12 protein-coding genes are annotated in these 15081 nt (G+C 62.9%); 4 read left to right on the forward strand and 8 right to left on the reverse strand.

Going from position 1 to position 15081, the window contains the following annotated elements:
* Positions 1-40: 40 nt before the first annotated feature.
* The 3 genes from AC54AG_RS03865 to AC54AG_RS03875 all read right to left on the reverse strand — a co-directional run bounded on the left by AC54AG_RS03865 (position 41) and on the right by AC54AG_RS03875 (position 3851).
* Positions 41-2239, reverse strand: coding sequence for a TonB-dependent siderophore receptor (locus AC54AG_RS03865; protein ID WP_496629533.1), 2199 nt, complete (start codon positions 2237-2239; stop codon positions 41-43).
* A 116-nt stretch (positions 2240-2355) separates the two neighbouring features.
* A complete protein-coding gene (locus AC54AG_RS03870; RefSeq protein WP_496629534.1) occupies positions 2356-3345 on the reverse strand; it encodes a FecR domain-containing protein in 990 nt (329 codons plus the stop codon).
* Positions 3342-3851, reverse strand: coding sequence for a sigma-70 family RNA polymerase sigma factor (locus tag AC54AG_RS03875; protein ID WP_496629535.1), 510 nt, complete (start codon positions 3849-3851; stop codon positions 3342-3344). Before AC54AG_RS03875 ends, AC54AG_RS03870 begins: the two co-directional genes overlap by 4 nt.
* A gap of 239 nt (positions 3852-4090) precedes the next feature.
* Here AC54AG_RS03875 and ffh point away from each other — a divergent pair, with 239 nt between their 5' ends.
* Positions 4091-5458 (forward strand): signal recognition particle protein, encoded by a 1368-nt coding sequence (gene ffh, locus AC54AG_RS03880; protein WP_034746567.1) that lies wholly within the window; start codon positions 4091-4093, stop codon positions 5456-5458.
* Positions 5459-5802: 344 nt separating this feature from the next.
* Positions 5803-6198: an SWIB/MDM2 domain-containing protein gene (locus tag AC54AG_RS03885; RefSeq protein WP_071650146.1), complete on the forward strand. Its 396-nt coding sequence runs from the start codon at positions 5803-5805 to the stop codon at positions 6196-6198.
* 146 nt (positions 6199-6344) lie between these two features.
* Here AC54AG_RS03885 and AC54AG_RS03890 read toward each other — a convergent pair whose 3' ends face one another.
* Positions 6345-6962, reverse strand: coding sequence for a lytic transglycosylase domain-containing protein (locus AC54AG_RS03890; RefSeq protein ID WP_070301185.1), 618 nt, complete (start codon positions 6960-6962; stop codon positions 6345-6347).
* A complete protein-coding gene (locus tag AC54AG_RS03895) occupies positions 6959-8698 on the reverse strand; it encodes a proline--tRNA ligase (protein WP_496629536.1) in 1740 nt (579 codons plus the stop codon). Before AC54AG_RS03895 ends, AC54AG_RS03890 begins: the two co-directional genes overlap by 4 nt.
* 204 nt (positions 8699-8902) lie before the next feature.
* Here AC54AG_RS03895 and AC54AG_RS03900 point away from each other — a divergent pair, with 204 nt between their 5' ends.
* Positions 8903-9535: an RNA pyrophosphohydrolase gene (locus tag AC54AG_RS03900; RefSeq protein WP_219327926.1), complete on the forward strand. Its 633-nt coding sequence runs from the start codon at positions 8903-8905 to the stop codon at positions 9533-9535.
* Positions 9536-9635: 100 nt separating this feature from the next.
* On the opposite strand, the gene mqo is transcribed toward AC54AG_RS03900, so the two are convergent.
* Entirely contained in the window at positions 9636-11234 is a 1599-nt protein-coding gene (mqo, locus tag AC54AG_RS03905; RefSeq protein WP_496629537.1) for a malate dehydrogenase (quinone), read from the reverse strand.
* Between the two features lie 442 nt (positions 11235-11676).
* Between mqo and AC54AG_RS03910 the strand changes: the two genes are divergently transcribed.
* Complete coding sequence (locus AC54AG_RS03910) at positions 11677-12099, forward strand: DUF1841 family protein (protein ID WP_034746547.1); 423 nt, start codon at positions 11677-11679, stop codon at positions 12097-12099.
* On the opposite strand, the gene AC54AG_RS03915 is transcribed toward AC54AG_RS03910, so the two are convergent.
* Together AC54AG_RS03915 and ytfE are read right to left on the reverse strand one after the other, a co-directional pair.
* Complete coding sequence (locus AC54AG_RS03915; RefSeq protein WP_496629538.1) at positions 12096-14375, reverse strand: nitric-oxide reductase large subunit; 2280 nt, start codon at positions 14373-14375, stop codon at positions 12096-12098. The two genes, AC54AG_RS03910 and AC54AG_RS03915, sit on opposite strands and share 4 nt — an antisense overlap.
* 14 nt (positions 14376-14389) lie before the next feature.
* Entirely contained in the window at positions 14390-15067 is a 678-nt protein-coding gene (gene ytfE / locus AC54AG_RS03920) for an iron-sulfur cluster repair protein YtfE (protein ID WP_034746535.1), read from the reverse strand.
* Positions 15068-15081: the final 14 nt, after the last annotated feature.

Raw genomic sequence — 15081 nt, forward strand, 5'->3', positions numbered from 1 at the left:
ATGCATCCTTCATCAAGATAGATCATTCAAAAGCGGTTATTTACAGTTTGTAGTTCAAGGTCAGCATCAGGTTGCGCGGCGCTCCCACCATGTTGCCGAAGACATCGGAATAGATGCTCTGGTAATAGTGCTTGTCGAGCGCATTGTTCACGTTCAGGCGCAGCTCGGCGTGGCTGTCGATCTGCCACGCCGCGTTCAAGCCCACGATCGCGTAGCGGCCCTGGCGCAGATGGTAGGTGCCGTCGTTTGATTCGGTCGCGCCCTGCCCGTACACTGAGGCGCCGACGCGCCAGCCCTGCGCTGCGCCGGACAGGCGGTAGCTGGTGGCCAGCTTGAGCTGCTGGCGCGGATAGCGGCTGTTGAAATCCTTGCCGATATTGGCCGGATCGCTGTCGCGCTTGAATTGCGCCTTCACATAGGTAAAACCGGCCGACAGCTGCCAGTCGGGCGTCAGCGCGCCCGCCACGTCCAGTTCCACGCCTTCGCTGCGCACTTCGCCCGACGCGCGCTGGCAATAGCCCCACGTGCTGCCGGGGCAGGGACTCGGGCCGGCCAGGTCGTCCACGCCGCGGTTTTGCTGTCGGATCTGGAACACGGCAGCGCTGGCATTGAGGGCGCCGCCGAAGTATTCGCCCTTCACGCCCGCTTCATAGTTGGTGCCGCTGATCGGCTTCAATGGCTGCGCATTGGCGTCGGTGGCCGCCTGCGGCTGGAAGATTTCGGTCCAGCTGGCGTACACGGAATGCTGCTTGTCGAGGTCATACACGACGCCGGCATACGGCGTGAATTCGCGCGCCACCGAGTAGCCGGCATCGTCCTTGTACCAGCTCACGCGACCGCCCAGCACCAGCGACAGCGGGTCGGCCAGGCGCATGCGCGTGCCCGCATACACGCCGCTTTGCTCGGTGATGCTGGCCGTGCGCCACTGCGCGTAGTTGATGACGGGGCGCGCCACGCTGCCCGCATCCCAGTGGAACGGGTCGAGCACCGGCGCCGCCGCGCCCCAGCTGTACGGCGCCCAGCCGCCATAGCTGTTTTTCGACGAACGGCGGTGGCTGGCGCCGACGGTCAGCTCGTGCTCGCGGCCGAACAGGCTGTAGCTGCCGCTCGCATACGCGTCATAGCTGGTGTTGGCCAGCTCGGCGCGGTAGCTTTGCGAATTGAAGCGCAGGGTGTCGCCGCGCCGGCTGATGCCGGAAAACGTCGTGTCGATCTCGGGCGTCTTGCGCGTGGCCGCCAGCTTGGCCTTCCAGCCATTGGCAAAGCGGTGTTCCAGTTCCGCGAAAATGGTTTTATCCGTCTGGCGCCAGCCATCGAAGTCACTGCCCAGGTAAGTGGAACGGGGCAAATCCAAAAAGCGGCCGTCGGCGGCCGTCACCACGCCCGTCGAGACGCCGTCGTTGTCCGTCTTGCGGTAGTGGGCGCCCACCGTCAAGGTGGTGTCGGGGCGCAGGTCCGCTTCGATGATGCCGTACAGCTGGTGGTTGCGCCCATGCAGCACGTCGACAAAATCCTTCTTGTCCTGCACCGTCACGACGATGCGCCCGCGCAGGGTCTTCGCTTCGTTGAGCGCGTTGGCCGCATCGGCTTCCAGGCGGTAGTTGCTCCAGCTGCCCACGCTGGCCGAGAATGACGCTTGCGGCGTGGCCGTCGGGCGCTTGCGCACCATGTTGATGGCCGCGCTGGGCGTGCCGCTGCCCGTCATCAAGCCCGTGGCGCCACGCACCACCTCGATGCGGTCATAGATGGCCAGGTCGTCATTGTCGCCATTGAAAGTGCCGTTCGCGCCCAGGCTGGTAGGCAAGCCATCAAACAGGATGTTATCGATTGGAAAGCCGCGTGCGCTGAAACTGCCCGAATCGCCCGTAAAGTTGCCCTTTTGCATGACCAGCCCCGTGATCGACTGCACGGCGTCGTCCAGGGTCGTGATGCCCAGGTCGTCGATCTGCTGGCGCGTCAGCACGCTGACCGACTGCGGCGTTTCGCGCAGCGACAGGTTCAGCTTGGTTGCCGTGTTGCTCACGCCCGTCGTATACGAGCCGCTGCCTTCCGTTGTCGCATCGCGCCCCGCCGTGACGGACACGCCGAGCATGGTCTGTTCGGCGGCGGGGGTGGCTGGCGCCTGCTGCGCGATGGCCGGCAGGCTGACGGCCAGGCACAGGGCCGCAGCCGCTTGCGCCAGCGGACGCAATGCGCAGTAAGGAGATGGCAAACCGGCAAAATTCAAAGCGTGAGACATGCAAGTTCCTGATAGTAGTGGCGTCATCAGACGGTGAAAAACAGGCGCCCTACTCTGTAGGTGCCGCGAAAACAAAAAACGGGCAGCCGGATGGCTAAATATTTTTGCGCAGCGTGCTATGGCGCAGGTTCGACGCTGACCCAATACCGCGTGCGGCTGCGCACCTGCACGGGCAGCGAGTTGGGCAGCATGTTCAAAATGCGCTGCGTGTCGGCCAGCGGGAACACGCCCGACAGGCGCAGCTGGGCCACTTGCGGCGCGCAGTCGATCACGCCGGGGCGGTAGCGGGCCAGGTCGGCCAGGAAATCGCCGAGGGTCACGTCGTCGACGATCAGCTGCCCGCGCGACCAGGCGTCCGCATACGCACCGAGGGCGTGCGGCGCGTCCAGCGCGTGGCGGGAAAATGCCACGCCGCTCCCGGCCGCCAGCAGCAAGGGGGCGCCGCCGTCGCGGGGACGGATTTCAACGGCGCTGTCAAACACGTCCACGGTACTGTAGTCATCCTGCTGGCGCACGGCAAAGCGCGTGCCCAGCGCGCGCACCAGGCCTTCGCGCGTGGCCACCACCAAAGGCGCGCCGCTGCCGGCGCCATGGCCGCTGGTGACGAGGATTTCGCCGGCCAGCAGCTCGATCAGGCGGCGGCTGGCATCAAAACGCACGTTCACGGCCGATCCCGTATTCAGGCTGAGCACACTGCCATCGTCCAGCGCCACCTCGCGCCGCTCGCCCGTGGCCGTGCGGTAGTCGGCGCGCAGGACGCGCACGCCATCCCAGGCATCCGTCTGCGCGGCCAGCATGCCGCCGCCGGCCGCCACGCCCAGCCACACCAGCAACTGGCGCCGCTTGCCGCTGACGGCTTTCTGCTGCGTGCTAGCCAGCGCCTGCGCAGCCGCACCGCGGTGCAGGCCGTTGAGGCGCTGCGACACGGCTTCGATATGCCGCCAGGCCCGCTCATGTTCCGGATCGGCCCCGCGCCAGCGCTGCCAGGCGGCCTGCTGCGCCGCGCCCATCTCGCCCGACATCAGCATGGTCAGCCATTCGGCCGCCTGCTGCTGCACGTCCTCGCGGATGGCCGCCGGGGCCGCAGCATTGCCCACCTTGCTCATGCCGGCAGCGAGAAAAACACCTGGCGGTTGGCACGCGTCAGGTATTGCTTGACCGAGCTGGCCGACACGTCCAGGCGAGCGGCGATCTCGGCATAGCTGAGCCCTTCCAGTTGCGCCAGCAGGAACGCCGTGCGCACGGGCACGGGCAAGCCAGCGAGGGCCTGGTCGATTTCCTGCAAGGCTTCCAGCGCCAGCAGCCGTTCTTCGGGCGCGGGCGCCACTTCGGGCGGCAAACAGGCCAGCGCCTCCAGATAAGCGTCTTCCAGCACTTGCCGGCGGTGGCGGTGCGCCACCAGGCGGCGCGCGATGGTGGCAAGAAAAGGCCGCGCTTCGCGGATCTGCGGCGCGGCATCGGCCGTCAGCACGCTGACGAAGGTGTCTTGCGCCAGGTCCGCCGCGTCGCCCGCATTGCCCAGCTTATGCCGCAGCCAGCCCTGCAGCCAGCCGTGATGGCTGCTGTAGAGCGCGTGCAGGTCTTGTTGCTGTGCAAAATCGGCGGCCGACATGGCATCCCTTTCCGCTCAGGCGTGCAGCACCCGAGAATGTAAATAAGAATTATTCTCATTTTAACCGTGATTTTGACTTTCATGCAATCGCGGCATTGCCAGAAATACCAACTAATTCAAAAGCAGGCCAACCGCCAGGCGATGCAGCGCAGGACCGCCAGCCACCCGCGATAAGGTAAAATGGCGCCCATCGTCCGGCTTGCGCCGCCCACTCCCAAGCTTTTCATTGCAGGTTCATCATGTTAGATAATCTCACCCAACGGCTTGCCAAAGTCGTCAAGACCATGCGCGGCGAGGCGCGCCTGACCGAAGCGAACACCGCCGACATGCTGCGCGAAGTGCGCCTGGCGCTGCTCGAAGCCGACGTCGCCCTGCCCGCCGTGCGCGAATTCATCGCCAAAGTCAAAGAAAAAGCCATGGGCGAGGATGTCATTTCCTCGCTCACGCCGGGCCAGGCCCTGGTGGGCGTGGTGCAGCGCGAGCTGGCCGCCCTGATGGGCGCCGACCTGGGACCGGAAGCGTCGCAGATCAGCTTTGCCCAGCAGCCGCCCGCCATCATCCTGATGGCCGGTCTGCAGGGTGTGGGTAAAACCACCACCGTCGGCAAGCTGGCGAAATACCTGAAGGAAGAAAAGAAGAAGAAAGTGCTGACCGTCTCGGCCGACGTGTACCGTCCAGCCGCGATCGCCCAGCTGCAATCGGTCACCGCCCAGGTGGGCGCAGACTTCTTCCCGTCCACCAGCACGGACAAGCCGGTCGATATCGCCCTGGCCGCGCTGGACTGGGCGAAAAAGCATTACCACGACGTGCTGATCATCGATACGGCGGGCCGTCTCGGTATCGACGAAGAGATGATGCGCGAAATCGCCGCCGTCCACGGCGCCGTGAAACCGATCGAAACCCTGTTTGTCGTCGACGCCATGCTGGGCCAGGACGCCATCAACACGGCCAAAGCCTTTAACGATGCGCTGCCGCTGACCGGTATCGTGCTGACCAAGCTCGATGGCGATGCGCGCGGCGGTGCGGCCCTGTCCGTGCGCCACATCACGGGCAAACCGATCAAGTTTGCCGGTGTCTCGGAAAAACTCGACGGACTGGAAGCGTTCGACCCGACCCGCATGGCCAACCGCATCCTGGGCATGGGCGACATCCTCGCCCTGGTGGAAGAAGCGCGCAAGGGCGTCGACAGCAAGGCGGCGGCCGATCTGGCGCAGAAGATCAAGGTTGGCGGCAAGTTCGACATGAACGACTTCAAGGCGCAACTGGGCCAGATGAAGAAAATGGGCGGCATGGCCAACCTGATGGACAAGCTGCCGGCCCAGTTCCAGCAGGCGGCAGGCGGCAAGAACATGGATCAAGCCGACAAACAGGTGCGCCGCATGTGCGGCATCATCGATTCGATGACGCCACAGGAACGCGCCAAGCCTGAACTGATCAAGGCCACGCGCAAGCGCCGTATCGCCGCCGGCGCCGGCGTGCAGGTGCAGGAAGTGAACCGCATGCTGACGCAATTCGAGCAAATGCAGACGATGATGAAGAAATTGTCGGGCGGCGGCATGATGAAGATGATGCGCTCCATGAAGGGCATGATGCCTGGGATGAGGTAAGGAGTCAGAATCCCCGCTCGCGGGGATTTCGACGGCATTCATTGCGCCGCACACCCAAGTAAAAACATCGTTCTAAATAATGCCGGATTGCATTTTCATGTGTCCGGCATCACTGTTCCCTCCCTCAGCAGTCCCCCTCCCCGCATAGCCAGCAACCATGCCATTTACGGGCAAAAACGCCGTTCTGCGCTCCCAAGCGGTGCGCCCGGGCGACAGCATTGCCATTTCCCTGCTTTTTCCTCGTGAAAACGTGAAAAACACTTGCATACTAGGTAAATCCACACCAATATTAGCCGTGCGATTAATTGCGCAATTTCCCATGTGTTTGTTAAGGAGGCTCGAAGATGGCAACAGCCAAAAAAACCCCAGTAGCAGCGCCAGCCAAAGCAGCAGCAGCCAAGCCTGCAGCCGCCAAGAAAGCAGCACCCGCAGCCAAAGCGGCAGCTAAACCTGCAGCGGCGAAGAAAGCGGCAGCACCGGCAACACCACGCAAGCCAAACGCAGCATTCATGAAAGCAATGACGCCATCGAAAGATCTGGCCGCCGTTGTTGGCGCAGCACCACTGCCGCGCACGGAAGTGACCAAAAAGGTATGGGATTACATCAAAAAACTCGATCTGCAAGATCCGGCCAACCGCCGCATGATCAATGCGGACGACAAGCTGAAAGCAGTTTTCGGCGGCAAAGCCCAAGTCTCCATGTTTGAAATGACCAAACTGATCTCCGATCATTTGAAATAATCAGATACGCACAGGGCGTCTACGCCGTGTGAGTGCCCCGCCGCATCCGCGAGCGGGGCATTTTTTTTGGGCATTTTGGGGTCAGACCCTCAACACCGTTAACACAGAGCTCTGCGCCAACGCTGCCGGGGGTCTGACCCCAGCCTTCATTTGAATTCCCACTGCCGCCAAGCCGCCCGCACGGCATTCGGATACTCGGCCCTGCCCCGGCTGCCGTTATACCGCCCCAGCGCCAGGTACAAATCGCCCTTTTCCATGTCCAGGTACATGCGCAGGATCGCGCAGCCGTAGCGCAGATTCGTCTGCATATGAAACAGCTTGCTGCGGTCATGGTCGCCGATGACGCCCGTCCAGAATGGCATCACCTGCATGTAGCCGCGCGCGCCGGCCAGCGAGACGGCGTATTTGCGGTAGGCCGACTCGACCTGGATCAGGCCCAGCACGAGGGCCGGCTCGAGGCCCGCGCGGCGCGATTCGTACCATACGGTTTCCAGGAATTCCGTGCGCAGCTGGGCGTCCGGCAGCTTGCGCTGCAGGCGCGACGACATCTGCGCCAGCCATTGCTGGTAGCGCTGCAAGTCGGCGGGAGTGGCAAATTTGGGTTGCGGCGGGCGTTCGTCGCGGATCGCGTGCGACAGGGCCAGGCGGACGGAGTCGGCCAGCGCCTCCTCCTTCTGGTTGCCGGCCTGCGCCGGAGAGACGCAGGCCAGGCAGGCGGCCAGCGCGAGCGCGCCAGCCGTCTTGCTTACTGATAGACGCTTCACTGCGCCATTTGGCCCTGGATGAAGGCGACGATCTCTTCCGGCGCCACGCCAGTTGCTTCCGCGTCGCGGCGGCCCTGGTATTCCAGCTTGCCTTCTTTCAGGCCGCGCTCGCCGATGACGATGCGGTGCGGCACGCCGATCAGCTCCCAGTCGGCGAACATGGCGCCTGGACGCAAGCCGCGGTCGTCGACGATGACGTCCACGCCAGCGCCTTGCAGGGCCGCGTACAGCTTCTCCGTCTCTTCCTTGACCAGTTCGCTGCGATCCATGCCCATCGGGCACAGCACGACCTCGAATGGCGCGATCGACGCGGGCCAGATGATGCCCTTGTCGTCGAAGTTCTGTTCGATGGCGGCGCCCAGGATGCGCGTCACGCCGATGCCGTAGCAGCCCATCTGCAGCGGCGCAGGTTTGCCGTTTTCATCGAGGAAAGTGGCTTTCATGCTTTCCGAGTACGCCGTACCCAGCTGGAACACGTGGCCCACTTCGATGCCGCGCTCGATGGCCAGTGCGCCCTGGCCGTCCGGCGAAGCGTCGCCGGCGACGACATTGCGCAAGTCGGCCACGATGGCAGGCTCGGCCACGTCGCGGCCCCAGTTGGCGCCCGTGTAGTGGAAACCGGCCTCATTCGCGCCGCACACGAAGTCGCTCATGTGGGCAACCGTGCGGTCCGCCACCACGGTGACGGGGGCTTTGGTGCCGATCGGACCCAGGTAGCCGGGAATCGTGCCGTAGACTTCCAGGATTTCCGCTTCCGTCGAGAAACGGTGACCGGCCAGACCGGCAACCTTGCCCACCTTAATCTCGTTCAATTCATGGTCGCCGCGCAGCAGCAGCATGAAATGCTGTTTCGTGACTTTCTCGTCCTTGCCCGTCGTTTCCACGGTCAGGGCGATGGTTTTCACGGTGCGCGACAGTTCCAGGCCCAGCAGGGCGGCCACGGTTTCGCACTTGACGGTGTCCGGCGTGGCCGTTTTCGTCAGCGCCTGGGCGGCGGCCGGGCGCTCGCCCGCTGGCGGCAGCGCTTCGGCCGCTTCCATGTTGGCCGCGTAGTCGGACGTCGGGCAGTACACGAGCGCGTCTTCACCCGTGTGGGCGATGACGTGGAATTCGTGCGAACCGGAACCGCCGATGGCGCCGTTGTCGGCGGCCACGGCGCGGAATTTCAGGCCGAAACGCGTGAAGATGCGCGTGTAGGCGTCAAACATGACCTTGTACGACGCTTGCATGCCTGCCAGGTCGCGGTCGAACGAGTAGGCGTCCTTCATCGTGAATTCGCGGCCGCGCATCAGGCCGAAGCGTGGGCGGCGCTCGTCGCGGAACTTGGTCTGGATATGATAAAAGTTCAACGGCAACTGGCGGTAGGACTTGATTTCCGTGCGCACGACGTCCGTGATGACTTCTTCCGACGTCGGCTGGATCGCGTATTCGCGGCCGTGGCGGTCTTTCACACGCATCAGTTCGTCGCCCATCTTGGTCCAGCGGCCCGTCTCTTGCCACAGTTCGGCCGGCTGCACGAGCGGCATCAGCAGTTCGATACCGGCGGCTTTGTTCATCTCGTCACGGATGATGGCTTCCACCTTGCGGATCACGCGCAAGCCCATCGGCATGTAGGTATAAATGCCGGAACCGAGGCGTTTGATCATGCCTGCACGCATCATCAATTGGTGGCTGACGATTTCCGCGTCAGAAGGTGCATCTTTAAGTGTGGAAATAAAAAAACGGGAGGCGCGCATAACGGTGAATTCTTTTTAAAAAGAGAGGGTTATAATCAACCTAATTTTAAAGGATTAGCTGGCTGATGCGTCCATACTTTACACAAATGCGCTCAATTGGTGCGATTCCGGCGCTTTTCGCACCCCGAAAAGGTCACCGGCTTGCGAAGTTGTGGGTAATTATGTAAAAAAGGACGCACTGTCGCAGAAAGTTTGAGGTGCATTATGCTCGACCGTGAAGGGTTTCGGCCCAACGTCGGCATCATCCTGCTAAACGCCCAGAACGAGGTGTGGTGGGGCAAGCGGGTGCGCGAGCACTCATGGCAGTTTCCGCAAGGCGGTATCAAATATGGCGAAACACCGGAACAAGCCATGTTTCGCGAACTTGAAGAGGAAATCGGACTCAGACAGGAACACGTCAAAATTGTCGGCCGCACCCGCGACTGGCTGCGCTATGAAGTGCCAGACCACTTCATCAAGCGCGAGATTCGCGGCCATTACCGTGGCCAGAAGCAGATTTGGTTTCTGCTGAGAATGTGCGCGCGCGATAACGACGTCAATCTGCGCCTGACCGACCATCCCGAGTTCGACGCCTGGCGCTGGCATGAATACTGGGTCCCGCTCGATGTCGTCATTGAATTTAAACGCGATGTGTACCAGCGCGCCTTGCAGGAGCTGTCCCGCTTCCTGACCTGGCCCGTGCATGGCAACGCACAGCAAGCGCACCGCCACACGTCGCGCTACCTGCGCCAGCCCCATGCGCCACGGGCACAGGACGGTACGGCTGTGGCCAAGCCTTGCGACGGCATTACCGCCGAAGGGTGTACGCCGGAGCTGATTCTGCCGGGCAAGGAGTAGTCCGCCGCAATGAACGCACTCTCCCACGCAAAAGGGGCAGCCTGAACAGGCTGCCCCTTTTTTCATGCCGGCAGGAAACTCCCCTGCCGGTCAGGCTGACTTAGTTTGCTGCCGCAACTGGCGCAGCGGCGGGAACATCCAGGGTGATGGCTTTGAGGCCCAGGATATTGCTGCTGTAGTGGCGGATCTTGTTGGCCAGGGCCGGGTCGTTGTTCAGCTTTTGACCGTACGACGGCACCATTTCCACCATCTTCGCTTGCCACTCCGGCGTGGCCAGACGGCTCTTGAATGCCGTTTGCAGCACCTTGATCATGATCGGCGGCGCGGTCGAGGCGCCTGGCGATGCGCCCAGCAGGGCGACGATGCTGCCATCGGCGGCGCCGACGACTTCCGTGCCGAACTGCAGCAAGCCGCCTTTGACAGGGTCATCCTTGACGATCTGCACGCGCTGTCCCGCGTTTTGCAGGGTCCAGTCTTCCATCTTGGCGTTCGGCAGGTATTCGCGCAGGGTCTTCAAACGGTCTTCCGGCGAGTTCATGACCTGTTCCACCAGGTATTTCGTCAGCGGAATATTGTCGTAGCCGGCTTGCAGCATCGGTTTCACGTTGCCCGTGCCGATCGAGGCAGGCAAATCGATCCACGAACCGTTTTTCAGGAACTTGGTCGAGAAGGTGGCAAACGGGCCAAACAGCAGGGCTTTCTTGCCATCGATGATGCGCGTGTCCAGATGCGGTACGGACATCGGCGGCGAACCGACGGACGCCTTGCCGTAGACCTTGGCCGCATGCGCCGCTACCAGTTCCGGATTGGTCGTCACCAGCCATTGGCCGCCGACCGGCACGCCGCCGTAGCCCTTGGCTTCAGGAATGCCCGATTTTTCCAGCAGCGGCAGCGAACCGCCGCCGGCGCCGATGAAGACGAACTTGGCGCGCATGATCTTTTCCTTGCCCGCGTTCAAGTCTTTCACCGTCACGTTCCACACGCCATCGGCGCCGCGCTGGATGTCTTCCACCTGGTGGCGCAGGTGCAAGGTCATGCCGTGGCTGTCCGTCAGGTATTTCACGAGACCGCGCGTGAGGTTGCCGAAATTGACGTCGGTACCGATTTCCATGCGCGTCGCGGCCACTTTCTGGCCCTTGTCACGGCCTTGCATGACGAGCGGCGCCCACTGCTCGATCTGCGCCTGGTCTTCCGAGAACAGCATGCCCTTGAACAGGTTTTCCTTTTGCAGCGCGGCATAGCGCTTCTTCAAAAAGGAAATATTGTCGTCGCCCCACACAAATGCCATGTGCGGCACATTGTTGATGAAGGTTTGCGGCGCGCCCAGGTGCTTGTTGGCGACCTGATAGGCCCAGAATTGCTTGGAAATTTCGAATTGCTCGTTGATGGCAACGGCTTTCTTGGTCTCGATGCTGCCATCGGCCGCTTCCGGCGTGTAGTTCAGTTCCGCAAACGCCGAGTGGCCCGTGCCGGCGTTGTTCATCGCGTCCGAGCTTTCGGCGGCCACCGAATCGAGGCGCTCGACCATTTCCATCGTCAGCGACGGATCGAGTTCCTTGAGCATGCTGCCCAGGGTGGCGCTCATGGTGCCGGCGCCGATCAGCAGCACGTCGACCGGTTTTTCGGACGAGGCCGGAGGGGTCTTGTTACATGCCGCCAGGATCAGGCACGACATCAAAAGTAATAGCGATTTACGCATACGTAACTCCGTTTATGAATACTGAAGGATGATTCTTGCGCGCCACCGTGACGGCACCATCGCTGTATGGAATGCAAACAGCCAGCCAGCCGGAACGCCAGGGCGGCCGGACAGCTCGATGTCGATGGTGATAGGCATGCTGCCGCGCTCCGGGATAAACCAGGAGCAAGTTCTGGTGGCAAAGGTGCGGGCAATGGAAGCACGGAGTGACAACAAAATCGTCATCGTGTCCAGAGCAAATATCAAGAGCGGCGATTTTATCACCGTTATTTGGCGCCGCCGGGCCATGGCGGTAGTGGATAATACTTACTGCAGGGTATTAAATTTCGGTGACTATCGGGTCATGAAAGCGGGCGCCAGACGGCAAAAAGGGCATCCTCGATGCCCTTCGTTGACGTACGCGGTACAATGCCGGCTGCCCTTTAGCCATAGCCATTCAGCCATGTTCAACCCTTCTTCCGACGACGTGCGCCGCTTCTTTTGCGACACCTTGCGCAAGCACCGCGCCCATGAAATCCTCACGCCGATGGAAGCCATCGCGCTCGACTGGATACTTGAACACCCCGAGTATGAAAACGAGCTCTCCGACGTCGAAGCGGCGCTGGCGCGCGACTACTCCGTCGAAGGGGGCCAGGCCAACCCCTTCCTGCACCTGTCCATGCATCTGTCGATCACGGAGCAGGTCCAGGTGGACCAGCCGCGCGGCATCCGCCCGGCCGTCCAGCAGCTGACCCAGCGCCTCGATTCGGCCCATGCCGCCCAGCACGAAGTGATGGAATGCCTGGGCCAGATGATCTGGGCTTCGCAGCGCTCGGGCTTGCCGCCGGATACAGAAGCCTACATAGACTGCGTGCGCCGCCGTTAACCGGGCTGCACCGCCTGCGGCTGCAGTACAGGCGCTTTCGGCGCCTTGCCCATCAACCCCAGCACCACCTGCAGCGCCATGGCGATGGCGCCGCCGATGAAGACCACGTCGCCAAAGGTGCGTATCCAGCGCAGGTTCTGCAGCAGCGGCTGCTGCATGAATGCTTCGCTGCGCGCATACCACAGGCCTTCCGTCACGCTGGCGTGGAACTGGATGATGCCAATCGGCAGCAAGCTGGTAAAGATCATCAGGACCAGGCCCACGTTCAAGCCCCAGAACGCCGTCTTCATCAAGGCAGGGCTGAAGCGGTAGTCGGGACGCAGATAGCGCAGCACCAGCAAGGTAAAGCCCAGCGCCAGGAAACCGTACACGCCGAACAGCGCAGCATGCGCATGCACGGGGGTCGTGTTCAGGCCCTGGATGTAGTACAGGGCGACGGGCGGATTGATCATGAAGCCCAGCACGCCAGCGCCCAGCATGTTCCAGAAGGCGACGGCGACAAAGCACATCAGAGGCCAGCGCAGGTTTTCCATCCATGGCGCGCGATCCTTCAGACGCCAGTTTTCCCACGCTTCGTGTCCCAGCACGATCAGCGGCACCACTTCCAGCGCGCTGAAGCTCGCGCCGATGGCCATCACGGGCGTGGTGGTGCCGGCGAAGTACAGGTGGTGGAAAGTACCGGGTATCCCGCCCAGCATGAACAGCGAGGCAGAGGCCAGGCTGGCCGCCGTGGCCATGCGCACCGACACCAGGCTCAGGGTCGAGAAGATGAAGGCCAGCGCCGTCGTGGCGAAGACTTCAAAGAAGCCTTCCACCCACAGATGCACCACCCACCAGCGCCAGTACTCCATCACGGACAGGTGCGTGCGCTCGCCGTAGAACAGGCCGGCGCCGTAGAACAGGCCGATGGCGCCCACGGATGCGGTCAAGAGCGCCAGCAAATTCTTGTCGCCGCCCGGCTTGCGCAGGGCCGGCACGACACCGCGCAGCATCAGCACGAGCCACAGCAGGATGCCGATGTATTTACCGATCTGCCACAAGCGTCCCAGGTCCACATATTCATAACCCTGGTGACCGAGCCAGAAATTCCACTCGGGCGGCATCACTTGCGCAATGGCCAGGTAGTTGCCGATGAAGGAGCCGACCACCACGGCGACGAGGGCCCAGAACAGCACGTCGACACCGAGGCGCTGCCACTTGGGGTCCTTGCCGCCATTGATCAGGGGCGCGAGGAACAGGCCGGCGGCCAGGAAGCCGGTGGCGATCCAGAACAGCGCGGCCTGGATATGCCAGGTGCGCGTGAGCGCATACGGGAACCAGCGCGACACGTCGATGCCGTAGAACTGCTGCCCTTCCACCGTGTAGTGCGCCGTGAAACCGCCGATGAAGACCTGGAAGATGAACAGCGCCACCACGAGGAACAGGTACTTGCCCAGTCCCCGCTGCGAAGGCGTCAGCGCGAAAGTGGTGAGCGGGTCGCGCGGACCGGCCGCCGGCAGCGCTTCGTCATGGTCGCGCAAGAAGGCCCAGCCCCAGACGAGGAAGCCCACGCCGGCCAGCAGCACCACCACGCTGGCAACCGACCAGACGAGGTTTTCGCCGCTGGGCTGGTTGCCGATCAGCGGTTCGTGCGGCCAGTTGTTCGTATAGGTCACTTTCTGGCCAGGACGCTCGGTCGCGGCGGCCCATGCCGTCCAGAAGAAGAATTGCGTCATCTGTGCGCGCCGCTCGGCGCTGGGCAGGGTGTTTTCCTTCATGGCGAAATGCTCGCGGCTTTTTTGCAGCGCCGGCGCGTCGGAAAACAGCTGGTCGTAATAGTGGGCCGTGTTGGCGATCGCTTCCACGCGGCGCGGCGACAGGCGCAGCACTTGCGCATCATCGGTGCGGTTCCCGCGGTATTCAAGCTTGAGCGCTTCGCGCAGCGCCGCCTGCGCGGGGCCGTCGAGCGCCGCGTACGCCTTGCCATGCTGCTCTTGCGCGGCCAGTTCCAGCCAGGCCGTCAGTTCGCGGTGCAGCCAGTCGGCCGTCCAGTCGGGCGCCTGGTAGGCGCCATGGCCCCAGATGGAGCCGAGCTGCATGCCGCCGACCGATTGCCAGGCCGTCTGGCCGTCGAGGATGCCCTCGCGGTCGCACAGCTGCCGGCCATCCTGCGCCAGCACTTGCGCGGGGATGGGCGGCGCCTGCCGGTACACTTCGGCGCCGTAGTAGCCGAGCAGCGAAAACGTCACGATCAGCACACCGATCAGGGTGAACCAGAGTTTTTTGTAGGGACCCATGGGTCTTTCCTTTGTCAGTGCACCACGGCCGGCGCAAAGCGCTCGAACAGGATATTGTTTTCAGTATGGATGTGCGCCATTAGGTCTTCGCGGAAGGTGCGCAAGCCCGTGTACAGCGCGCGCCAGGTGGTGCAGGCGCCGGCCGGCGCGGTGATGTCGTTCGTCATTTCCTCCATCGCGCGCAAGGCCACGCCATGGTCGTCATGCTCCATGCGCATCACGTTGATGGGCGCGCCGGCCCGGGGGCCCTGGCCACGCACTATCATGGGGAACAGCACGTCTTCTTCCTTGCGCATATGGCTTTCCAGTTCCTGCGCCATGGCCGACAGGTGTTCCGCCAGCCCGTGCGGACAGTCGGCGCGGTCGCCATGCACCTGCTCGACCTTGCGCGCCAGGCGTATCAGCTCGGGCAGCTGCTCGCGGTGCACGGCGTGGTAGCGCGACAGGATGTGTTCCACCAGCTCGGTGGCCGAAGCTTCCTGCCAGTCACGCTCGCCGCTGGCGTCAGTCCGTCCTGCCAGCACTTGCAGTTCCTTGACGATGGGCGCCGTGTCCACGCCGGCCGCTTCGGCCGCCGCGCGCAGGGTCTTGTTGCCGCCGCAGCAGAAATCCAGGCGGTGGGCATCGAACAGGCGCGTGGCGCCAGGGATGCGGCGGGCCAGCTGGCCCAGGGATTGGTCGATCATTTCCATAATGGTTCCTTGAG

This window comes from Janthinobacterium sp. BCJ23 (genome assembly GCF_059617945.1).